Origin of the sequence: Sorangium sp. So ce363 (genome assembly GCF_051520435.1) — a bacterium.
Lineage (GTDB): Bacteria > Myxococcota_A > Polyangia > Polyangiales > Polyangiaceae > Sorangium > Sorangium cellulosum_B.
The window spans coordinates 709949-732070 of record NZ_CP150333.1 but is presented as its reverse complement, the minus strand read 5'-3'; the positions used below and the strand labels follow the sequence as shown (position 1 = coordinate 732070).

14 protein-coding genes and 1 tRNA gene are annotated in these 22122 nt (G+C 71.7%); 9 read left to right on the top strand and 6 right to left on the bottom strand.

Annotated elements, in window-relative coordinates; all coding sequences use genetic code 11:
• Positions 1–68 precede the first annotated feature (68 nt).
• From WMF12_RS02775 to WMF12_RS02765, 3 genes are all read right to left on the bottom strand, one after another.
• Positions 69–2048 (bottom strand): globin family protein, encoded by a 1980-nt coding sequence (locus tag WMF12_RS02775; protein ID WP_437863151.1) that lies wholly within the window; start codon positions 2046–2048, stop codon positions 69–71.
• Positions 2049–2782: 734 nt separating this feature from the next.
• A tRNA-Met gene (locus WMF12_RS02770) sits at positions 2783–2859 on the bottom strand.
• 144 nt (positions 2860–3003) lie between these two features.
• Entirely contained in the window at positions 3004–5346 is a 2343-nt protein-coding gene (locus WMF12_RS02765; protein ID WP_437863131.1) for an ATP-binding domain-containing protein, read from the bottom strand.
• A 337-nt stretch (positions 5347–5683) separates the two neighbouring features.
• On the opposite strand from WMF12_RS02765, the gene WMF12_RS02760 reads away from it, so the two are divergent.
• On the top strand, positions 5684–6187 hold the full coding sequence (locus tag WMF12_RS02760; RefSeq protein ID WP_437744070.1) for a hypothetical protein: 504 nt from the start codon (positions 5684–5686) through the stop codon (positions 6185–6187).
• Positions 6188–6347: 160 nt separating this feature from the next.
• Positions 6348–7451 (top strand): GHMP family kinase ATP-binding protein, encoded by a 1104-nt coding sequence (locus WMF12_RS02755; protein WP_437863112.1) that lies wholly within the window; start codon positions 6348–6350, stop codon positions 7449–7451.
• Positions 7452–7467: 16 nt separating this feature from the next.
• On the opposite strand, the gene WMF12_RS02750 is transcribed toward WMF12_RS02755, so the two are convergent.
• Positions 7468–8607, bottom strand: a complete 1140-nt coding sequence (locus WMF12_RS02750; protein ID WP_437863102.1) for a D-alanine--D-alanine ligase family protein — start codon at positions 8605–8607, stop codon at positions 7468–7470.
• 79 nt (positions 8608–8686) lie between these two features.
• Positions 8687–9019: a hypothetical protein gene (locus tag WMF12_RS02745; protein ID WP_437863097.1), complete on the bottom strand. Its 333-nt coding sequence runs from the start codon at positions 9017–9019 to the stop codon at positions 8687–8689.
• 285 nt (positions 9020–9304) lie between these two features.
• On the opposite strand from WMF12_RS02745, the gene WMF12_RS02740 reads away from it, so the two are divergent.
• Both WMF12_RS02740 and WMF12_RS02735 read left to right on the top strand, forming a co-directional pair.
• Positions 9305–9565 carry a hypothetical protein gene (locus WMF12_RS02740; RefSeq protein ID WP_437863092.1) on the top strand — a complete coding sequence of 87 codons (261 nt, stop codon included), beginning with the start codon at positions 9305–9307 and terminating at the stop codon, positions 9563–9565.
• Positions 9566–10072: 507 nt separating this feature from the next.
• A complete protein-coding gene (locus WMF12_RS02735; RefSeq protein ID WP_437863086.1) occupies positions 10073–15259 on the top strand; it encodes a protein kinase domain-containing protein in 5187 nt (1728 codons plus the stop codon).
• A 200-nt stretch (positions 15260–15459) separates the two neighbouring features.
• Here WMF12_RS02735 and WMF12_RS02730 read toward each other — a convergent pair whose 3' ends face one another.
• Positions 15460–16467, bottom strand: coding sequence for a hypothetical protein (locus tag WMF12_RS02730; protein WP_437863071.1), 1008 nt, complete (start codon positions 16465–16467; stop codon positions 15460–15462).
• A 209-nt stretch (positions 16468–16676) separates the two neighbouring features.
• Here WMF12_RS02730 and WMF12_RS02725 point away from each other — a divergent pair, with 209 nt between their 5' ends.
• From WMF12_RS02725 to WMF12_RS02705, 5 genes are all read left to right on the top strand, one after another.
• Positions 16677–17222 carry an RNA polymerase sigma factor gene (locus tag WMF12_RS02725; RefSeq protein ID WP_437549309.1) on the top strand — a complete coding sequence of 182 codons (546 nt, stop codon included), beginning with the start codon at positions 16677–16679 and terminating at the stop codon, positions 17220–17222.
• Positions 17222–17968, top strand: a complete 747-nt coding sequence (locus WMF12_RS02720) for a tetratricopeptide repeat protein (RefSeq protein ID WP_437863055.1) — start codon at positions 17222–17224, stop codon at positions 17966–17968. The genes WMF12_RS02725 and WMF12_RS02720 overlap by 1 nt, the downstream gene beginning before the upstream one ends.
• Positions 17965–18672: a hypothetical protein gene (locus WMF12_RS02715; RefSeq protein ID WP_437863042.1), complete on the top strand. Its 708-nt coding sequence runs from the start codon at positions 17965–17967 to the stop codon at positions 18670–18672. Before WMF12_RS02720 ends, WMF12_RS02715 begins: the two co-directional genes overlap by 4 nt.
• 161 nt (positions 18673–18833) lie before the next feature.
• Positions 18834–20579, top strand: coding sequence for a DUF1592 domain-containing protein (locus WMF12_RS02710; RefSeq protein WP_437863037.1), 1746 nt, complete (start codon positions 18834–18836; stop codon positions 20577–20579).
• The gene (locus tag WMF12_RS02705) at positions 20576–21967 is read left to right on the top strand and encodes a DUF1552 domain-containing protein (RefSeq protein WP_437863029.1); all 1392 of its coding nucleotides are present in this window, start codon (positions 20576–20578) and stop codon (positions 21965–21967) included. The genes WMF12_RS02710 and WMF12_RS02705 overlap by 4 nt, the downstream gene beginning before the upstream one ends.
• Positions 21968–22122: the final 155 nt, after the last annotated feature.

Genomic DNA, 22122 nt, shown 5'->3' with positions numbered 1-22122 from the left:
CCCGTGCGCTCGCCGGGCGAATGCGTCGGCTTCCAGTCCACGACCCGCTCACGACCCGCACGAGGAGCTCACAGCTGCCCCGCGCCGGGCCCCGCGTCGCTCCGCGCCCGACCCCGCCCCAGGATGTGTCCCATCGTGAACGCGGAGAGGACGAGGACCGTGACGATGATCGGCACGGCGTAGGTCGCGAGGGACGCGATGTTGGGCGCGGCGCCCGCGCCGGCCGCGGCGCCCACGCCCGCCGCAGCCTTGTCGGCGCCACCCACCGTCATCAGGATGGCCGTGGCCATCGAGGCGGCGATCGAGAGCAGGGCGATCGCGAGCCCCGCGGCGAGGCCGCTCGGGCCAGTCGGCTCCAGCACGACGGGCGCTGCGACCGCCGGCGACGTAATCCCGGGCGAGGCGACCGGGACCGTCACCAGCGGACCGTCCAGCTTGACGTGGACGTTGACGACCATGTCCTGGCCCGCCCACGGGATGACGAGCCCCTGCGGGCTCGCGCTCGCGACGGCAGAGGGCGCTGCAGATGCCGGGCGCGCCGCCGCCCGGGACTCCTCGTGGTGGATACCGCTGGTCATCATGGCCTCATGGGCAGGGTTGGTCTGGTAGTGCAGCGTGTCGGCGTCCTCGTCGAGCGGGCCCGGGCGCCTCTTCGCCGGCATCACCTCCGTGACGCTCGACGGCGCCGGCGCGCGCTGCTCCGAGAGGGGCGGCCGCTGCGCGGGCGCCCGCTCCCGCGCGGGCGCGGCGTCGGCCTTGCGACCGCCCCCGCTCGCGACGTGATCTGCGGCCGCCTTCTTCATGACGTCCGCGATCACGCCGTAGACCTCGGTCCATGCCGACTCGACGTCGCGCGTGAAGCCGTCGCCCAGCCCTTCGCGCAGCGTCCAGAGCAGCGCCTCGCCCACCACGTCGTAATGCCGATCGACGACCATGTAGCCGTGGTGCCGCACGCCGAGCGCCTGGAGCACCGGCACGAGCCTGCCCAGGTTGTTCAGCCCATCGACGGCCACGGCGAGCGTCTGCATAAGCTTCTTCTTCTGCTCGGCCATGTCGTTCTTGAACAGCGGCCGCACCGACGGTTCGAGCTCGAAGAGGCGGTCGTAGAAGAGCGCCGCCGCGGCGTCCGAGATGGGCATCACCTTCGCCCACGATCGCTGCACGAGCTCGATGGTGCGCAGGCTGATCGGCGCGCCCGCGGGCGCCGCAGCGGGCGCGGGCGGCGGCGGGTCGCCCTGCCAGGGCGGCACGACCCCGACGAGCGTCCGCGAGGCCTTGGTCGACGAGGGCGGCGGCACCGACTTCGGCATCTGCACCGCCTGCTCCACGGGCGCCGAGCGCTGCGCCGGTTGCGAGGAGCCGATCCGCGGGGCCTCCCTCCCGGCCGGCGCCGGCGAGGGGTGCGCCTGCGCGCCGCCCACGGCCGCGTGGGCCGCGGCGGCCTTCTTCATGACGTCCGAGACCACGCCGTAGACCTCTTTCCACGCGGACTCGACGTCGGCCGAGAAGGAGTCGCCGAGCCCCTCGCGCAGCGTCCAGAGCAGCGCCTCGCCCACCACGTCGTAATGCCGATCGACGACCATATAGCCCTGGTGCCGGACGCCGAGGGCCTGGAGCACCGGCACGAGCTTGGGCAGGTTGTTCAGCCCATCGACGGCCACGGAGAGCGTCTGCATGAGCTTCTTCTTCTGCTCGGCGATATCGTTCTTGAACAGCGGCCGCACCGACGGTTCGAGCGTGAACAGCCGCTCATAGAACAGCGCCGCCGCGGCGTCCGAGATGGGCATCACCTTCGCCCAGGACCACTGCACGAGCTCGATGGTGCGCTGGCTCAGGAGCTCCGGCGGCTGCGCGCTGCGCGCCTTGTTGAGGAACTCGGGCGCGCCGTAGGCCCCCGGCCCTCGCTGGGTGGCAGGCCCCGCAGAGGGCAACGCACGCGCCGCGGGCGCGGGCGCGCTGGCGCTGCGTTGCGGCTTGGCAGCATCCCCCGGCGTCGCGGCGCCGCGCGTGTTGGTCGAGGGTGCGAAGGGATCGTTCGGTTTGGCCATCGTGGTTGTCCGCTGGAGGTTACCGGGAATGCGCCGGTGGGGTGCGCGCCGCGGCGCGCGTGTTCAGAGCACAGGAGCCGCCTCTATCGCCATCCTACATCACGGGGCCGGCGCCTGCCTACGGCGCGGCGAGAGGGCTGCGCCGCCGGCGCGAGACGCCCGTGGAAGCGCGCGCCATGTCCACCAACGCCCGACCAAGGCGCAACGAACGCACGACGAACGCGCGCAGATCGCGGCGACCTCGCCGGGGGGCGCGGCTGCGCGACGAGCGGACCGAGGCCGCGGATGTGGCGCTGGCGAACCGCACCTGTACCGGCTCCGTAGCGCTGCGCACTTCCCGAGCGACACCGCCGACGGACAGGGCATCGGAGCGGCAGCGCGCCGGAGCCGCAGAGAGCGATTGAGTTCACGCTGTCGACGCTCGATGTTCCAGAAGGGGTGTGCCCCTCATCGCCCTTGCGCTCGAGCCGCTCCGCGCCGCCGCGCTCCGATGGAACGACTGGGACCCAGGGCGCGCGAGGCCGCCGGGACGACCAGGACCTCTCCCGAGAGGCACACACCAAGCGAGCAGGCAGAGCGCACGACGAGCAGCGCTCGCCTGAAGGGGCCGGACGGCGGGATCGCTCAGACCGCCTCTCCGGTCTCACGCTCGGCGTCAGCGGACAGACCCTGAAAACGAAAAACGCGAGGTGGCCTTTCCGGCCAATCCTCGCGTCCTCTTGCTACTTGGGTCGTGGTTGCGCGGGCGGGATTTGAACCCACGACCTTCGGGTTATGAGCCCGACGAGCTACCAGGCTGCTCCACCGCGCGAGAGGGAATCTACTCACGGCCTCGCTCCGGTCAAGGATTCTCTCACGGCCCGGTGTCGATTGTGTCCATTCCCCTTTCCGATGCCTTCCGAGGGCGGCGGCACAGCTCGGCTGCGCTCGAGCGGTCCCTTCGTCCCCCTGCCCCTCAGCCCAGCCAGTCCGGCACGAGCGGCGACGGCGCCGCCGTCGAGATCACCCAGAGCTGGTGCGCCGCGCGCGTCGCCCCGATGTGGAGCAGGTGCCGCGACTCGTCGTCGGCCGAGTAGGTCGACGCGTTCACGTCGACCAGCACCACGTAGTCGTACTCGAGGCCCTTCACCTGCCGGACCTCCGTCACCTCGACGCCGGGGCGGAACGCGAACTCGTAGGCGCGCACGCGCCGGAGGTTCGGGATCTCGGCCATCCTGAGGGCGTCGTAGTAGACGTCCGCCTGCTCGGGGTGGCGCGCCAGGATCGCCAGCGTCGCGCGGGGCTCCCGCGCGAACAGCGGGCGGATCGCGTCGGCCAGGAACGCGACGGCCGCACCGGCGCTCGGGAAATGGTGGTGCTCGACCGGCGCCCCGCTGCGTGGGGCGAGGGGCGGCGTCGGATCCGCCAGCGGGCCCAGCACCGCGCGGGCGAACGCGAGCACCTCGCGCGTCGAGCGGTACGCGATGCGCAGCGGCTCGACGTCGACCCGCGACAGGCCGAGGTCGTCGAGCGTCACCCGCCAGTCGCGGAAGCCGGAGTCCATGAAGAGCCGCTGCGCCGTGTCGCCCGCCAGCGTCACGCTGCGCGGCTCGGCCACGACGCCGAGCAGCACCGCGAGGTCGATCGGCGCGAGATCCTGCGCCTCGTCCACGAAGAGGTGCTCGTAGACGAGCACGTTCTTCCCCTTGCGGAGCTCGCCCCGGAGCAGCTGGTACGCCCGCAGGAGGAGCGCGTCGTCCTCGGGGTCGAGCACCGCGCGGTCGTCGCTCGAGACCTCGCGGCCGTCCCCGCCCCGGTCGTCGTCGTCATCCGCGGGCTCGTCGGCCATCGCCGCCTTGCGCTCGGCGCGGTCGCCGGGGTCGAGGTCGAGCACGGCGGGGCAGCGGTCCGCGCACCAGCGCCACGCGCGCTTCACCTGCTCCGGGCCGAACTCGGGGTCGCCCGCCGCCTCGAAGGCGGCCATCACCCGGTCGAGATCGGTGAGCACGTCCGCCCAGAACGCGAGGGTGCCGCGCGAGTCGCGCCGCGCCCGCGCGTCGTCCTTGAGCTCCGCCGCGCGCTGCTCGAGGAGGTGGAGCATCGCCGGGTGGGTCTTGTAGCGGGTCACGACGGAGGGCGTGTTCTCCTCGATCGGCGCCTCGAGCCACGGGAACGCGCGCTTCCGCGCCGCGCGCGCCCACTCGGAGAACGTCTCGACCGCGATGCCGCCCAGGCCGAGCGCGGGGAGCGCCTCGCTGATGTACGCGCGGAGCGCGGGGCTGCCGACGATGACGAGCATCTTGTCGGCGGTGAAGCGGCGGCCTCCGTTGTAGGAGAGGAAGGCGAGCCGGTGGACGCCGATCGTCGTCTTGCCGCTGCCGGCGCCGCCCTGGATGACCACGATGCCGGCGTCCGGCTTCGAGATGAGCTCGAACTGCCGCGGGTCGAGGAGCGCCGCGATCTCCGGGAGGTGCCGGTCCTCGCGGGCGTGGAACGCCGCCCCGGTCCCGAGCCCGCCGCGCGCGCCGCCCGCCGCCGCGCGCGCGATGTCGCGCATGTCCTCGGGGCGCACCGCGCTGCCCTGCCCGCCGGAGAGCTCGGTCGCCCGCGTCGCGATCTCGCGGAAGCCGCCCGAGGGCCCGCGCACGAGCGTCCCCTGCGGCGCCGAGATGCGATAGAGCTCGCCGTCGTCGATGGTCACGGTGCGCCGCACGAGCACGGTGCCCTCGACGTCGCGCTCGCCGAAGGTCTCCTCGTACTCCGCGCCCTCCTCGTAGCGGTAGTAGATCTGGCTGACCGGGGCGTGGCGCCAGTCGACGATCCGCACGCCCGCGCTCGCGTCGACGAGCGTCGTGCGCCCGATGAGGACGTCGCGCTCGGGGCGGCCCTTCTCCCGGAGGCGCAGGTGGCCGAAGTAGGGCGACTTCGGATCGACGGGCTCGACGACGTTCTCGTTCCGCCGCGCGGCGATCCCTTGCAGGCGCTCCATCTGCTGCACAAGCGCCGGCACGTCCTCCAGCCGCGCCGCCGCGATCTGATCGCGCAGCGAGAGGAGCTGCTCCTCGTAGTTCTCGGCAGGCGGCGGGCGCGACGGCTTGGTCGCGGCGGCGGCGAGGTGCGCGGTGACGCGGGCGAGCAGCGCCTCCTCCTCGTGCACGATCGCCGCGCCGTGCTCGCTCAGCCCGGCGCCGGGCGCGCCGTCCGCAAACGTGGGAGGCGTGGGCGGCGCGGGCCGGGTGGACGTCGTGATGGTGGCCGAGGACGGCGCGGTGGACTGCTCTCGGGTGGGCGTGGGGCTCGTAGAACGATTCGCGGTCACGGGGATGCCGATGCGATGGTGGATGAGGTGACAGGCTGAGCCGGAGCGTCAGCACGCCAGACATCCGTCGCGGCCCGTTGACGCAGGAGGGTCGGACCTATTGACCGATCCGGCACAGCTCCGCAACCGCCGCGTGGGGCCCCCCACGCTATCCGCGTTTCGGCGCGTTTTCACGGGCCGGCGCGCGCCTCGACGGGGCGGTTCGCGCCTCGGCGTGCCACCGCGCGCCACGCGAGCGCCCTCGGTGCGTAACGTGCCCCGCGTCCGAGGGCGGATCCGCCGCGGGCGGTGGCGTTCTGGATTGAGGTCACGTGGGCGGACGCCGTACAAGGCAGCGATGCAAAACTGCGCGACCCGGTCCGACCGGCTCCTCGAGCTGATCCTCTTCTCGCTGCGCGATCGCGGGGCGCTCTGCGCGCTGGTCCTCGCCGCCTACCGGGTCGAGCTGACCAGCCTGCTCGACCGCGTCTCCTCGGGCTCGATCGGGGACGACGACGATCGGGAGGTCGCGCCGCACGCCCGGGGGGATCGCGCTTCCGGATCTCCGGCGCGCGCCCGCGCCGAGGGGCGCCGTACGGAGGCCCGGATCAGCGAGGAGGACGCGTTCCTCATCTACGATCTCGCCGGGTGCATCGCCGAGGCGGCGGGCGCGGCCCGCCTCCCGGTCGTCCGCCGCGACGCCCTCGCCCTCCGGGAGAAGGCGGCCGAGGTGCACGCCGGCGGCGAGCGCGCTGAGCGGGACATGTTCGCGGCCGGGCTCAGGGTGATCGACCGGATCCTCGACGCGGCCCGCGCGCAGCCCTCGCCGCGGAGCGAGCCCGCGAGCAAGGACCTGAACTGAGCGGAACCGAGCGGGACCGAGCGGGACCGAGCGGGAGCGTGCACGCCGGGCGCTCCATCGATGGCCTGCTCTCTGCACCGGGTGCCGCCGCGGGGCGCTCCGCCTCGGTCCCTGGGGCGGGCTCGCGTCCCGGCGGGTCGCGCTCGCGCCGAAGGACAGCATGAGCACCCCCTGCGCCGGCTCCCTCTCCGCGCCGCGAACGCTGCGAAGCCCGCTGTGGCGCGCGGCCTCGAGCGCGCCGATGCGCGTCTCCTTCGCCGGAGGTGGCAGCGACCTGCCCGGCATCGCCCGACAGGACGGCGGGCGCGTCGTGGGCGCCGCGATCGATCTGCGCGTGCGCGTGATCGTCGAGCCGTTCGATCGAGGCTGGGTGCGGCTCGAGCTCGCCGCGCGCGGCGAGGGGCGGGCGGAGCCGCGCCCGACCGAGGGCGCCGGCGGCGCCGGAGGGGCGCGCGTCCTCCTGCGGCGCCGCGCGGATCCTCCGCGCGACGATCTCGCGTTCCGCCTGGTCGAGGCGACGCTCTCCGCGGCGGGCGTGGGCGACGGGGTCGCCCTGCGGGTCGAGAGCGAGACGTCGCCCGGGGCTGGCCTGGGCGGCAGCGCGTCGGTGGCGGTGGCGGCGCTGTTCGCGCTGCGCGCCTCGCTCGGAGAGGCCGTGGCGCCGGAGGCTCTGGCGCGCGAGGCGGTCGCGATCGAGCGCGAGCGCCTGTGCAACGCGTGCGGCGCGCAGGATCAGGTGTTCGCGGCGTTCGGGGGGCTGCTCGATCTCGCCTTCGACGCCGGCGGCTGCTCGGGGGTGCGTCCGCTCGCGATCGGCTGCCCGGACCTCGTGCCCGCGCTCTCGGCGGGGCTGCTGCTCGTGGACACGGAGGTGCGGCGCGTGTCGGGCGAGGTGCTGGATCGGATGGACTCCGGCTCGGCGTGCGACGCGAAGGGCGAGCTCGTGGCGGCGGCCGGCGAGGTCGCGCGCGGCTTCGAGATCGGCTCGCTCTCGCTGGTGCTCTCGGGCATGCGCCGGGGCGCGGCCGCGAAGGTGCGCCTCTCGAGGGCGGCGAGCGCGCTCGCGCTTTCCCTGGAGCGGCGGCTCGACGGCCTCGGGGTCGAGGTCCTCCGGGTGTGCGGCGCAGGCGGCGGCGGGCACATCCTCGTGTGGGCGCCCGCCGAGCGCCACGCGCGCATCCTCGAGGCGCTCGGCCCGCGCCTCGTGCGGCGCCCCGCGCTCGGCGCCCCCGGCGTGCGACTCGAGGGGGCTGACGCGGGCTGACGCGCGCCGCGCGGCGCTAGGCGCTCGTCCTGAGGCGGGCCTTGCGCGCGCCGCGCTCGAGCGCGAGCCCGATGAGGCGCTCGATCAGCTCGCGCGCGGGGATGCCGCTCGCCTCCCAGAGCTTCGGGTACATCGAGATCGCCGTGAAGCCGGGGATGGTGTTGATCTCGTTCACGTAGAGCGCGCGATCGGGCGAGAGGAAGAGGTCGACGCGGGCCATCCCCGACGCCTCCAGCGCGCGGAACGCGCGGAGCGCGACCAGCTGCACGGCGTTCGCCTCGGCCGGGGAGAGGTCCGCCGGGATCCGGATCGTGGCCCCGTCGGCGTCGATGTACTTGGCGGCGTAGGAGTAGAAGCCGTCGGCGTGCCCGACCACGATCTCGCCGGGCACGGAGGCGATGGGGTCGTCGTCGCCGAGCACGGAGCACTCGATCTCGCGCACCCCCTCGATGCCCTGCTCGCAGACGATCTTCAGGTCGAACTCGAAGGCGTGCTCGACGGCCGCCTCGATCTCGGAGCGCGCCTTGACGCGCCGGACCCCGACGGACGACCCGAGGTTCGCGGGCTTGACGAAGATCGGCCCGAAGCCGGCGCCGCCGGCGGAGAGGGCGGCGATCTGCTCGATGCACGCGCCGCGATCGCGGTCCCACGCGGCCCGGCGGAGGGTGACGTGGGGGACGATCGGGATCTCCGCCTCGCGGAGCAGGCGCTTCATCACGTCCTTGTCCATCCCCACGGCGGAGCCGAGCACGCCGGAGCCGACATACGGGACGCCGGCGAGCTCGAGGAGGCCCTGGACGCAGCCGTCCTCCCCGGTGGGCCCGTGCAGGACGGGGAAGACGACGTCGATCGGGGAGCGCGCGCCGCCCGGCACGGTCAGCGTGGCCTCGCCCGCGGGCCCGGGGTGGGCGTCGAGGGCGATCTCCGGCATCGCCTCGTTCAGCCGGGCGAGGCGGGGGTCGCGCGCCGCGCCGAGGAGCAGCGCCTCTTCCTGGAGCAGCCAGCGGCCGGACTTGTCGATGCCGATGAGCACCGGCTCGAAGCGGTCGCGGTCGAGCGCCTCGACGACGAAGCGGGCGGACAGGAGGGAGATCTCGTGCTCGGCCGAGCGGCCGCCGAAGAGGACGGCGACGCGCACCTTGGCGGGGTTCCGCATGGCGGCACCCTAGCCGCGATCGCGCGCGGGGGTGAAGAAGCCGGCGGCTCGAGCGACCCGAGCGACTCGAAGAAGACGGCTACTCGGAGAGGACGCGGAACGACTTGCGGACGGTCGCCATCGCCACGCGCGCGACGTGGCCGTCGGCGAGCTCGACGTCGATGGCGGTGAGCTGCCCCTGGCGCTCGATCAGCCTGGCCACGCTCACCCTGGAGCCCCGGGCGACCTCGGCGCGCGCGACCTTGACGTCCGCGAGCGCCTCCAGCTGAGCGCCGACGGCGATGCCGTTCGCCATCTTTGCCGGCGTCTCCTCGCTCGCGCCCGCCTCTCCGCCGGGGACGACCACGGCGAGCGCCGCGACGACCGCAACGAGGAGGCCGCCCGTCGTGCTCCTTCGACTGCAGGTGAGCATCGGGCCGATTCTACGCGGAAGGAGAGCGATGTCACCTGCGATGTCGCCGGATCCGGCGGTCCGTCCAGGAGGCCATCCGCGACGACATCGAGCGCGCCTGTCGGCACAGAACGCAGAGGCGCATCATCCCCTTGGGGCGGCCCGCTGGAGCGGGCACCCCGGGCGGGCGCTCCGCGCGCTGTCGCCGCGGCCGCGCCGGCGAGCTCCGCGACGCGACATCGAGCTCGGCAAAAAGGGTCCCAATGCGCGGTCCTCGCTCGTGTCCGATAAAGGCGAGGAGGCATGATGAAGTCGCGATCGCTTATTTCAGTCACAGCCGCGCTGCTGTTTCTCTGCGTCTCGATCCCCGAGGCCGCTGCGCAGGACAAGACACCGACCAAGCAAGAGAATTACAGCTACACGTTCACCGACGATCTGCTGGATGCCTCGAACAGCTCCGCGACCGGCGCCATGCTCCAGGTCCGACAGCCCGGGCGCCGCGACAGGCTGCTCCGGCCGAGACTCCACTTCATCCCGGAGATGCTCAAGTCGGTCGAAACGATGTGATGGGCCGACTCGCCTCGTCGGCCGCGGAGGGGGTCGGGTAAGGTGAGCGAGAGCCTTCGTCCCCGCGCACGCGGGGTCAACTCCCACGAACACCGCGGCATCGACATCCTCGCGAGGACGCGCGAGCGACGCGCGACGTTGGGATGACATTGAGCGCTCTTCGCTGAACGCGACACTTCGCCCTGGTAACACTTCTGACCGGGAGCCTGAGAGCGGAGCGACCCGTAAGGTGCTGCGCACGTCCCTGCTTTGCCCTGGAGCGATTCAGCGTGCAAGGCGCGGCGACATGGCGTATCAGATGAAGTATCCGACGCGGGGAGGCGATGCGTCGAGACAACCATCAAGGGTAACAGCGAGCCCAACCACGCAGGGATCACCACAGCCCTCTGCGCAGCTCGCCTGCTCGGCAAAAGGATTGCAACCCCGATTTCCGAGAGTCGTTGTTCTGTGGGGCGGTCCACCAACAGAGCCGTGGCGTTTCTCCCGAATCCCGGATACGACCTCGACATGCTCTCAAGGACTGGAGAAGCCATCGAGGTTTCAGGGGTCACGCTGGACGTGCTCGTCCATCAAGGGATCGAAACGGCTCTGTATCGAGGTCGTCGTCGCGGAGACGGTGCGCCCGTCGCCGTCAAGGTCACACAGAGCGATTACCCGACCTTCCGCCAGCTCGCCCGGCTCCGGCGGGAGCACGCGATCTTGCGCGATCTCTCCATGCCAGGTGTGCCGCGGGCGCTCGACCTCCTCCCGCATGGCCGCGGCCTCGCGTTCGTGCTCGAGGACCTCGGCCCGACAAGCCTCGCCGATTTGATCGCGAGGCGCGGGCGGCTCGAGGCGAAGACGACGCTGCGCATCGTGGCGCCGCTCGTGCGCACGCTCGACACGCTCCACCGGCGGCATATCATCCACAAGGACATCAAGCCGCGCAACGTGATGATCGACGAGGCGGCGCTCTCGCCGCGTCTGATCGATTTCGGCATCGCCGCCCGCCTGGCCCAGGAGACACAGGAGGCTTCGGCGATGGAGGAGCTGGAGGGGACGCCTGCGTACATCGCGCCGGAGCAGACGGGCCGGATGAATCGACCTGTCGACCGGCGCTCGGACCTCTATTCGCTCGGCGTGACGCTCTACCACATGCTGACCGGGGCCACGCCGTTCCAGGCTGCGAACGCGACGGAGGCGATTCACGCGCACCTGACGCGGGTGCCGGCGCCGCCGCACGCGGTCGTCAAGGACGTGCCGCGCGGCCTGTCCAACGTCGTGATGAGGCTCCTGGCGAAGGCCCCGGAAGATCGCTACCAGAGCGCGAGGGGGCTCCTTTCGGATCTGGAAGAGTGCCAGCGGCGGCTCGATGCGAGCGGGACCGTGGAGCCGTTCCCGCTGGGCCGGGACGACCTGGTGGAGGACGTCGTGTTGCCCGATCGGCTCGTGGGTCGCGAGGCCGAGCTCGGCGCGCTCAAGGCCGCGCTCGATCGAGCGCGTTCCGGCGCGGCCGCCCTCTCGCTCGTGGTGGGCCCGCCCGGCATCGGCAAGTCGGCGCTCGTGCGCGAGCTCTGTGCGACCCAGGCGCGCGAAGCGTACTTCGCCCCCGGCAAATTCGACGCGATGGCGAGGAGCATGCCGCTCTCGGCCTTCTCGCAGGTGATCCGCGCGCTCGTGCGGCAAGCGTTGGCCGAGCCGCCCGACACCCTCCTGGCGAAGAAGCACGCCATCCAGGCCGCGCTCGGCCAGTACGGGCGGGTCGTGACCGACCTCTGCCCGGATCTCGAGCTCGTGATCGGGCCGCAGCCGGAGCTACCGGCAACCAGCGCGAGCGAGGCGAAGAACCGCCTGGCGCTCCTGATCCGGCGCTTCCTGTCCGTCTTTTCGCGTGAGGACGCCCCGCTGGTCATGTTCTTCGACGACCTGCAGTGGGCAGACCTGGCGTCGCTCGACCTGCTCGGCCGCCTGCTCATGGATATGGATGCGCGCCACCTGTGCGTGGTCGGCGCCTACCGCGACGAGGAGGTGGACGCCGCGCACCCGCTCACCGCGACGATAGGCACGCTGCGCGAGGCGGGGATCGAGCCATTCAAGCTCACGCTGGGGCCGCTGCCGCCCGCGGCAGTGACGGAGATCGTGGCCGAGGCGCTGCATGCGGACCTCGGGCGAGCCGAGCCGCTCGCGGCCCTGATCCGGGACAAGACGCACTCGAATCCGCTCTTCCTCGGCCAGTTCTTGCGTGAGCTAGAGAGCGACGGGCTGCTCCGCTTCGACCCCGAGGCGCGCGGGTTCGTCTGGGACCTCACGCGCGTCAAGGGCGCGATGGTCACCGACAACGTGCTCGCGCTGATGGCGCGCAAGATCGAGCGGCTCGCGCCCGCGACGCGCCGCGCCCTGATGTGCGCGTCGTGCATCGGCCCGTCGTTCGATCTCCGCACGCTCGCGACGATCGTCGAGAAATCGCCCGGGGCCGTCGCCGCGGATCTGCGGGAGGCGCTGCGCGAGGGGCTGGTCCAGCCGCTCGGCGGCAACTACCGGCTCCTCGAAGAGGCCGGGGACGCGCTCGAGCCGACGGACGTCGCGGTCCCGTACCGCTTCCTGCACGACCGGGTGAAGGAGGCCTGCTACGCGCTCGTGCCCGAGGCGGAGCGGCCGGCGGTGCACCTCGCCATCGGCCGGCTGCTCATGGCGCGCGGCGGCGGAGCCCGGGGCACAGCCGGCTTGTCCGTCTCGTCCGGCGGCGCCTCGGATGTCAGCGGGCAGGTGCCGGACGAGGACCTGCTCGAGGTCGTGCGCCACCTGAACCTGGGCGCGCGGGAAATCACGGACGAGACCGAGCGCATGGACATCGCACGGCTCGATCTACGCGCCGGCCGGCGGGCCATGGCCGCCACGGCCTTCGAGGCGGCGGCGAGCCTCTTCGCGGCGGGCCGGGCGCTCGCGTCGGAGAAGGGGTTTTCGTGTGATCACAAGGCGTGCTTCGCGCTCTGGCTCGAGGGGGCCGAGGCGGAATACCTCATCGGCGCGTTCGAGGAGGAGGAGGCGCTCACGGCCACCGCGCTCACGCGGGCGGAGAGCGCGAGCGAGCGCGCGAGCGTGCACAGCGTCCGCGCCCGGGCCCTGACCACGCGAGGTCGGTTTGCCGACGCGGTGCGCGCGGGGCTCTCAGGGCTCGCGGAGCTCGGCGTGACGATGCCCGAGGATCCGGCCGCGCAACAGGCGGCCTTCATGCAGGGCGTGGGGGACGTGGATCGATTGCTCGCGGGCCGCTCCATCGAGGCGCTCGCCCACGCTCCGGTGACCGAGGATCCGGAGGATCGGCAGATCTTCACGCTGATGGCGGAGATCTGGCTGCCCGTGTACTTCGTGAGCAAGGCGCTGTTCGGGCTGGTGATCGTCGAGCAAGTGCGCCGCTCGCTCGCGCGTGGCCAGTCCGAGACCAGCGCGCTTCCGTACGCAGGCTATAGCCTCATCCTATGCGTGATGATGGGGCGGCACGCCGAGGGGCACGCGTTCGGCCGGCTCGCGGTCTCGCTGTGTGAGCGATGGAAGAGCCCGACCATCGCCGCGCGCGTGCACATCACGTGGGCCACCGCGCTCTACGTGTGCGAGCCGCTCCGTAACGCGGTCGATCATGCGATACGGTCGCGAGACGCCGCGCTGGAGGCCGGGGACAATCTCTACCTCGCCATCAACCTGGGCTACTGCCTGCTGCAGTGGCTCATCGCCGCGGGCGTTCCGCTCGAGGAGGTCAAGGCCGAGGCCGACCGGTCCGCCGTCTTGGCGCGACGAACGAAGGACCCGGTCGCGATCGCGGCCGTCACCGTGTCGCGGCAGCTGGTCGCCTGTCTGACCGGACAGACCCGGGGCCGGACGAGCCTGGACAGCGACGGCGTGGTGCTCAGCGAGGAGCTCGCGGCGCTCAACGAGAAGGAGCACGCGATCGCCTTCTATTACAAGCATGTGTACCTCCTCTTCCTGCACGTGCTCTACGGCGAGCACGAAGCCGCGCTCGAGGCGGCTGCGGACGCGGCGCGGTTCGCCGCGGACGTGACGGGCATCTACTGGCCGGTGAACGCGGCCTTCCTCGAGGCCCTGACCCGGGCCGGGCTTGCGCGCGAGGCCGCGGATCTCGAGGCGCGGAAGGAGCACGAGGCCGCCATCACACCGCTGAGGGCCCAGCTCGAGGCGCTCGCCCGGAGCTGTCCGACAAACTTCCAGCACAAGCTCGCGCTCCTCGACGCGGAGCTCTGCGCGCTGCGGGGCGAGCGCTGGGAGGCGATCGAGCAGTACGACCATGCCATCGAGCTGGCGCGCGAGCATGGGTATGCGCAGGACGAGGCGATCGCGAACGAGCGGTGCGGCCGGTTCCTGCTCTCGCTCGGCCGCGAACGGGCCGCCCAGGGGTACCTCGCCGACGCCTTCCGTGGTCATTTGCACTGGGGCGCGACGGCCAAGGCCGAGGCGCTCCTCTTCGAGTTCCCCGGCCTCTCCGCGCGTATCAGCAGGCGCGACGCAAGCTCGCAGAGCAGCACGTCGGAGTCGGCGACGTCCCAGACGACGCTCCTCGGTCGGGCCACGATGGGGAGCCTGCGCGACGCCGCGCTCGTGCTGCGCGCGGTGCAGATGATCGCGGGCGAGGTCGTGCTCTCCCGGGTGGTGAGCCGCCTCATGCAGATCGTGCTCGAGAACTCGGGGGCGGAGCGAGGCATCCTGCTCCTCTCGCGTGACGACCGGCTCTTCGTCGAAGCGGCCTTCCGGGCCTCGCCGGAGTCGATCGAGGTGGGGCAGAGGCGGCTGCTCGAGGACGAGCCGGAGCTCGCGCAGCAGGCGGTGCTCTACGCGTGGCGCACGCGCGAGGCGCTGGTGCTCGACGACGCGGCGGGCGACTCACGCTTCGCGTCGGACCCGTACCTCGCGGAGCGCAAGACGCGCTCGATCCTCTGCATGCCGGTGAGCAGCCAGGGGCGCACGGCGGGGATGCTGTATCTCGAGAACAACGCGACCGCGGGGGTGTTCACCGCGGTGCGGGTGGAGCTCCTCGGGCTCCTCTCGTCACAGGCATCGATCACCATCGAGAACGCGCTGCTCCTCGAACGGATCCAGGAGGCGAACGAGGAAGCCCACCTCGCGAACGCCCGGCTCGAGCGGGAAGTCGAGCAGCGGACACGCGAGCTCGAGCGCTCGAATGCCGAGCTCGCGCGCGAGCTCGAAGACCGGACGCGCGCCGAGGCGGAGCGCGCCACGCTCCAGGAGCAGGTGGTGGAGGCGCAGAAGGCCCGACTCTCGGAGCTCATGGCGCCGCTGATGCCGATCAGCGAGGACGTGCTGGTGATGCCGATCATCGGCACGGTGGAGGCGGAGCGGGCGGCGCAGATCATGGAGGTGGCGCTCACGGGAGCGCAGCAGACCGGCGCGCGGGCGCTGATCCTGGACATCACCGGGATGCGGTACGTCGACACGGCCGTCGTGAGCGCGCTCGTGTCGGTGGCGAACGCGCTGCGCCTGCTCGGCACCGAGCCGCTGTTCACCGGCATACGACCCGAGGTGGCGCGGACGATGGTGGAGCTCGGCGTGGATCTCCAAGCGATGACGACGCTGTCGACGCTTCGGGCGGGTATCGCGCGCGCACTTTCAGGGTCGGCGATTCCAAGGAGGGGCGAGGGCTCCGGCCCGCGCGCTGAGTTCATTCACACCAGGATCGGCGGGTGACCCGGGGCTTGTTGCTCGCCGTGGTCAACAAGGCTCCCTCTCCCGGGCACATGGCGCGAGCGCTAGGCGTCCCGTCCCCGGGAGATCGAGTCTTGTTGTTTTGTTCGTGGACGCTCCGCCGACTGCGTCTCTGACATGGCCATTTTCGGCTGCACGTTATGCCATCGGCCCACTCGTGCCCCCTGGGCGCGAAATCCACGCTAAAGCACCCAAACCCCGACGCCGCGGAGCGACACCAGCACGCCGACCGGCGGCGAGCTGTACGCGACGCCCACGCCATCCACCGAGAAATCGCTGCGCCGGAGCGGCAGCAACGCGGAGGCGCTGACGTCGAAGCCGAGCGGACCTGACAGCCTCGCCAGCGACAGCTCGAGCGGCACCGCCAGCCACATCTTCTCGGCAACGTCGTTCCGCGTGTAGCCGCTCGCCGCCGCCTTCAGCCAGCCGGCGTGAAGGCCAGAGCACACATCGAAGCGCAGCGCCTCTGAGCCCGCGGCAGCCACGCAGGCGCGGACGACTCCACCGAGCATCGTTTCGCGGAGCTCGCCCGGACCGTGCTTCAGCGTCTGAGGAACGAGCCAGAGCGCGCCCATCGTCGCTCGAAGTCGCGCGCCGCCGATGCCTACCTCCGCGGAGAGCGCGGGCGCAAAGGGGCGCACCACGCCGAACAGGCCAATGGCGCCGACCGCCAGCGTGAGCCGCGTCGGAGTACGCCCCGCGCTCGGAGCCTCGCCCGTCCGCTCGCCGCCGCCAGGTCCCGCGGGCTTGGGCGGCGAGGTGGCCGCCGCCGCCACCGCCTCGGGGGCAGGCGCCACCGCCTCGGGGGCAGGCGCCACCGCCTCGGGGGCAGGCGACGCCCCGGCGCCCGCGCCGGCCTCGGGAGCCTGCGCCGACGGCTCCCGCGCGTCGGAGTCGAGCAGCAGCGCGAGCGTCACCGCCGTCGCCTGCTCGAGCCCGGCGCAGCTGCGGCTGCGATCGCGCAGCTCGCGCGCGCCGCTCCCGCTGCGGATGGACGCGCGGAAGCCGTCGGTATCCCGGGTGAAGTCGACGACGTAGGAGCCGCTCGCACCCGTCTCCGGCCGGCCGCGCAGCTGCTCGACGCGCTCGATGAGGCGCGCCGCGTCCGGGCAGCTCTCGGCGCCAGCGCCGCGCGTCACGCTCAGGAACGGCTCGGTCTGCGCCGTGGCGGTCCCCGAAGCCGCCAGCATCGCACCAAGAACCACGGGAAAAGCGCGACGCCTCCGCATCGGGACGACGCGAGGGTAGCCGCCGCGCGGAGCACGCGCATTTATTTGTGATCGTCTCGGCCCGGCGTCCCCACTAGGAGACCGAGTGGTATCGTCCCTGCACAATTCCGCGCTCGAGCTGGCGGCGTCTGCTCGTCTCGTTCGCTGACAGGTCACCGGGACGTCACGGCATGAGCACACCGGACCCCGAGTTTCGAGCCCTCTACGACGCGCACTTCAACTTCGTCTGGTGCTCGCTCAGGCGCCTCGGGGTGCGCGAGGCGGACGTGCTCGACCTGGCGCAGAAGGTGTTCTTGACCGCGCATTTCAAGCTCCCCGAGTTCGAGGGTCGATCGCTCCTCACGACATGGCTCTTCGGCATCTGCCAGCGTGTTGCGAGCGACTACCGGCGCTCCGCGCGGTTCCGGCGCGAGGTCACGACGGACGCCGCGGAGATGGACCTCTACGGCGGCGCGTCCGAGGAGCTCGCGCTGAGCGCGGAGTCGCGGCAGCGCGCGCAGGCGGCGGAGGCCATCCTGAACAAGCTGCCGGAGCCGCAGCGCCTCGTGTTCGTCCTGTTCGAGCTCGAGGAGAAGTCGGGCCAGGAGATCGCGGACCTGCTGGGCATTTCCGTGGGCACCGTGCGCTCGCGCCTCCGCCTGGCGCGCGAGACCTTCTCGCGAGAGGTCAAGCGCCTCGCGCTGGCACAGGACACGAGCCGAAAGGAGGCCGTGTGATGGGGGATCCTGAACGGCTGCTGAGCATCAAGAGCGGGGCTGACCCGCTCGAGCGGGAGCTCCTGGGAAGCGTGCGCCACGTGGGTCCGCCCGAGGGCGCGAAGGAGCGCGCATGGCGCGGCATCGCGGGCCAGCTGGCGGCGGGGACGGCCGTCGGCGCCACGGCCGGCGCCAGCGCCGCCGCTGCCACGAAGGCTGGCGTCGGTTCGCTGTTGCCGTCGGCGCTCTCGGTCAAGGCAGCGGCGGTGCTCGTGGGCGGCGGCCTGGTGCTCGGCGGAGGGTACTGGGCCCTCTCCTCCCCGGACGAGCCGCCTGCGCCGCCCCGCGCGGCGGCCCCGGAGCGCGCGCCCGCGGAGGTGCCGCAGACCCCTGTGGCGCCTCTGGAGGAGCCCAAGGCGCTTCCGGAGCCGCCGCTCGATGGTCCCACCGCGGGAGAGCCATCCCGGAGGCCGAGCGGGCCGAAGCCGACGGAGACCGATCTGTTGCGCGCGGAGAGCGCGCTGCTCACGGAAGCGCGCGCCGAGCTGCGCTCCGGAGACGTGGCGGGAGCCACGGCGCTCCTCGAGCGCCTGCGCGCGCAGTTCCCGAACGGCGTGCTCCGGCAGGAGCGCGAGGTGCTGGCCATCGACGTGCTGGCCGCGCGCGGCAACGCGCAGGAGGCGAAGCGGCGGGCTCAGGCCTTCGTCAAGCAGTATCCCAAGAGCCCCCACAGCGCGAAGCTAAGGCGGTTCCTGGATCAGCCGTGAAGCGCTGCTCGGCCGCTCGCATCATGGCGTTCGGCTGCCTTGCGGCCTCCGGGTGTGATGCGGAGATCACCTCGGTCGGAGCCTGGGCGCCGGTCGTGTCCGGATCGTCTTCTATCGAGGCGGAGCTCGGAGAGCTGAGCGACGGCTTCACCGTCGGTGAAGACAGCCGCGCTTCCGAGGGCCGCTTCATCGCGCCCCCTGGCGGAATGCCCTCGGACGAGGTGCCGGGGCTCGCGCGAGCTCGCTACCGCTTCGAGACGCCGAGCGGGGCAGAATACGTGATCTGGGGGCGGATCCACGCTCCGAGCGCCCTCAACAACCGCTTCTGGTTCCAGGTGGACAGCGGCCCCTGGTACCTCTGGCGCATCAGCGTCGGCGACATCTGGTTCTGGGACGATCTCCACGACGACACGCGCTATGGCGAGCCGCTCCGCTTCCCCCTCTCGGCCGGAGCGCACGAGCTCGTCCTCGCGAACGCCGTCGAGGGCGTCGGGCTGGATCGGCTGTACTTCACGCCGGACGGCGACGAGCCCCCGGGCAACGACACGCCCTGCGATCCGCCGCATTCGATCGAGGTCGAAGGGGAATGCCTCCCGAGCTGCGGCGCCTTGAAGGGAACCGCGTGCGGCGACGTCCCGTGCGCCGGGCGCGAATTGCTCGAAGCCTACGATTGCGCGGTGTGCTGCAGCATCGAAGGACCGTGAGCCGGCGGCGCTCCCGCCATCGGGTCGGAGCTCGGCGACCATAGACCCACCTCTTCGTACCAATCGAAACGTCTCCACGCTTCGACGACGAAAAAGGTGATCGCGCCCGAGCGGGTCTCCCACCGAGGCTGAGTAGCCAGCAGCCTCGAGCGGAGCCCTGAATGACTACATCATCGATTGAACAATTCAAGTCGCACGGAAGCGTGGGCCTGCTCGCCGCGGCGCTCGCGCTGTCGGCGTGCATCGGCAACCTGGGCAGCGAAGACGGCACATCGCCGGCGGAGGGCACGAACGGCACGAGCGGCAGCTCGAGCAGCGGAGGCTCGGGCTCGGGGTCGGCGGGCCCCGGCGAGCCATTGAAGTGCGACGCGAGCACCATCGATCCTGGGCCTTCGCCGATGCGGCTGCTCTCGCGGGAGCAGTACCTGAACACCGTGCGCGACCTCGTCGGCGACGTGCCCGGCCTGGATGCGGCGCTCGGCCCCGCGATCGAGGCGTCGGCGTTCGGCCTCTTGCAGCCGGACGTGACGCAGGTCGAGCTCGAGCATTTCCAGGCCGCGGCGGACGTCATCGCCGCGGCCGTCGCCGGCAATCCGGCGGCGCTCGACGAGATCGCGCCTTGCGAGGCCGGCGCCGAGCCGAGCGAGTGCGCGCGCCGGCTGGTCGTGGGCTTCGGCGCCCGCGCCTACCGCGCGCCGATCACGGACGCGGCGGACATCGAGCGACACCTTCAGCTCTTCGACGTCGGCGCGGAGACGAGCTACGAGCACGGGGTCGAGCTCCTGCTCCGCGGCATGCTGCAGTCGCCGCGCTTCCTCTACCGCGTCGAGATCGGCACCTCGGAGAAGGTGAGCGAGCGCGCCGTGAAGCTCTCTCCGTACGAGGTGGCCGCTCGCCTCTCCTACATGCTGTGGGGCACCCTGCCGGACGCCAGGCTGAACGAGGCCATCGAAGACGGCAGCCTGACCACGAAGGAGGGCGTCGCGGCGCAGCTCGACTGGATGCTCGAGGACGAGCGCGGCCAGAAGCTGGTCCATCGCTTCCTCGGCAGCTGGACGCACCTGAACGGCCTGAACAGCGTGGTGAAGGACGCGGACGCCTTCCCCGAGTGGCAATCGCGGTCGTTCCGTGAATCGCTGCGCGGGCAGGCCGACGCCTTCTTCGACCACGTGCTCAACGACGAGGGAGGCAAGCTGAGCGCGCTCCTCACCTCGACGACGGTCTTCTACAACAAGGATCTCGGCGGGTACTACGGCGTCACCGGCGACGAGTCCTTCCAGGCGCTGAAGCGCACGGACGGCGCCACCTCGGGTATCCTGACGCTCCCGGCGCTGCTCGCCGTCCAGGCGAAGCCCGCAGAGAGCTCGCCGATCTACCGAGGGAAGTTCGTGCGCGAAGCGCTGCTCTGCCAGCAGCTGCCGGCCCCGCCGGCCAACATCCCCAAGCCGCCCGAGGTCGACCCGAGCAGCTCGACCCGAGAGCGGCTGTCGCAGCACGAGGTGGACCCGAGCTGCGTCGGCTGCCACCAGCTGCTCGATCCGATCGGCTTCGGCTTCGAGCACTACGACGCGATCGGCCGCTACCGCGAGCTCGACGGCGGCGAGCCGGTCGACGCGAGCGGCAAGGTCATCGCCACCCGCGACATGGACGGCGAGTTCGAGGGCGTGGCGGAGCTCGGCGAGAGGCTCGCGGGCAGCGCCGATGTGGAAGAGTGCGTTGCGCGCCAGTGGTTCCGCTTCGCCATCGCCCGCTTCGAACAGGACATGGATGGTTGCTCGATGGAGAGCTTGCTCGAGACCTTCAAGGCCGCCGGCCAGGATCTGAACGCGCTTCCCCGCGCCGTCGTCGAGACGGACGCCTTCCTCTTCCGCCGCGCGATCGACGCGCACACGAAGGAGATGCCATGAACCGAAGAGGCCCTATCGACCTCCGCACCCAGATCAGCCGCCGCAAGCTGCTGGGCGGGCTCGGCGCCCTGACCGTCGCGCTCACGAGCCCCGTCTGGCGGAGCGCCACGGTGTTTGGTCAGGACGCGAAGCAGCCGGGCGCCAGGCGCTTCATCGGCATCTTCTCGGCGAACGGCACCGTGCCGTCGGCGTTCTTTCCGGCAGGGGACGCGCACGAGGCGCCGCTCTCGCTCGGCCCGATCCTGGCGCCGCTCGAGGAACACAAGCAGAGGATGCTTGTGCTCAAGGGCGTGCACATGAACTCGACGGTCGAGGACGAGCTCGGCGTCCCGAGCGAGAACAAACCCGGCGGCCCGCACATGAAGGGCCCCGGCGCGATGCTCACGGGCGGCTCGCTGCTCGCCGGCAGCTTCACGGGCGCGGGCGGCCCCGCCGGCTGGGCGGATCGCATCTCGGTCGACCAGCACATCGCGAGTCGCATCGGGGGCAACAGCCAGTTCCCGTCGCTCGAGTTCGGCGTGCGCATCGAAGGGCAGGAGCCGCTCCGCGTGATCTCGTACCGCGGTCCGAACCAGCCGAACACGGCCGTCGACGATCCATTCCAGATGTACTCGCGCATCTTCGCCAACGCGGATCTCTCCGAAACGGAGCTGCAGCGGCTGATCGCCGAGCGCCAGAGCGTGCTCGACTTCCTCAAGGACGATATCGGACGCCTGAAGGCGCGCGTCAGCTCCGAGGACAAGGCGCGGCTCGAGGCGCACCTCGGCGGCATCCGCAACATCGAGCAGCGGCTGCAGAGCTCGGCGGTCTCGTGCACGCCGCTCACGATGCCGGAGAAGTTCGACACGCGAGCGATGGAGAACTACCCGAAGGTCGGCCGGCTGCAGACCGACCTGATGCTGCTCGCGCACATCTGCGGCATGACCCGCGTCTCCACGTTCATGTGGGCCAACGCCGATAGCTGGCAGTACTATCCCTGGATCGGGGTGAACGAGGAGCACCACGAGCTCTCCCACGCCGGCGACAACGATGCGGTCGCGAACGAGAAGCTCGTGAAGATCAACGTCTGGCACAGCGAGCAGGTGAAATACGTGCTGGATCAGCTGGCGCTCGCGAAGGAAGTGGACGGCAGCTCGGTGCTGGACAACACCCTGCTGCTCTGGGGCAACGAGCTCGGCGTCGGCAACACGCACACGTACAAGGATATCCCGTGGGTGCTCGCGGGCGGCGCGGGCGGCTACTTCAAGATGGGCCGTTACATGAAATACGCCGACCTGCCGCACAACAACCTGCTCGTGTCGGTATGCAACGCCATGGGCCTCGACGACGTGACCACCTTCGGCATTCCCGGCGTGTGCACCGGGCCGCTGCCGGGCCTCCTGGCCTGAGCCGCGGGGAGAGGGCGACCTGCCGGCCGCCGGGCTGGATTCGGTCGCGAAGCTCCGCGCCAGGGGACGAGAAGGGATACAGCCGTACGCGGCCCCGGAAGAAACCCGACATTCGCGCCGAGGCAGGAAATCGCGGACGGATCCCGTCCAGCCGG

Bases quoted from the DNA above. Each gene is read 5' to 3' on its own strand.
- WMF12_RS02710 (WP_437863037.1), top strand. From the start codon at position 18,834: ATGACTACATCATCGATTGAACAATTCAAGTCGCACGGAAGCGTGGGC.
- WMF12_RS02740 (WP_437863092.1), top strand. From the start codon at position 9,305: ATGAAGTCGCGATCGCTTATTTCAGTCACAGCCGCGCTGCTGTTTCTC.
- WMF12_RS02750 (WP_437863102.1), bottom strand. From the start codon at position 8,607: ATGCGGAACCCCGCCAAGGTGCGCGTCGCCGTCCTCTTCGGCGGCCGC.
- WMF12_RS02760 (WP_437744070.1), top strand. From the start codon at position 5,684: ATGCAAAACTGCGCGACCCGGTCCGACCGGCTCCTCGAGCTGATCCTC.
- WMF12_RS02775 (WP_437863151.1), bottom strand. From the start codon at position 2,048: ATGGCCAAACCGAACGATCCCTTCGCACCCTCGACCAACACGCGCGGC.
- WMF12_RS02755 (WP_437863112.1), top strand. From the start codon at position 6,348: ATGAGCACCCCCTGCGCCGGCTCCCTCTCCGCGCCGCGAACGCTGCGA.
- WMF12_RS02720 (WP_437863055.1), top strand. From the start codon at position 17,222: ATGGGGGATCCTGAACGGCTGCTGAGCATCAAGAGCGGGGCTGACCCG.
- WMF12_RS02705 (WP_437863029.1), top strand. From the start codon at position 20,576: ATGAACCGAAGAGGCCCTATCGACCTCCGCACCCAGATCAGCCGCCGC.
- WMF12_RS02745 (WP_437863097.1), bottom strand. From the start codon at position 9,019: ATGCTCACCTGCAGTCGAAGGAGCACGACGGGCGGCCTCCTCGTTGCG.
- WMF12_RS02730 (WP_437863071.1), bottom strand. From the start codon at position 16,467: ATGCTGGCGGCTTCGGGGACCGCCACGGCGCAGACCGAGCCGTTCCTG.
- WMF12_RS02725 (WP_437549309.1), top strand. From the start codon at position 16,677: ATGAGCACACCGGACCCCGAGTTTCGAGCCCTCTACGACGCGCACTTC.
- WMF12_RS02735 (WP_437863086.1), top strand. From the start codon at position 10,073: ATGCTCTCAAGGACTGGAGAAGCCATCGAGGTTTCAGGGGTCACGCTG.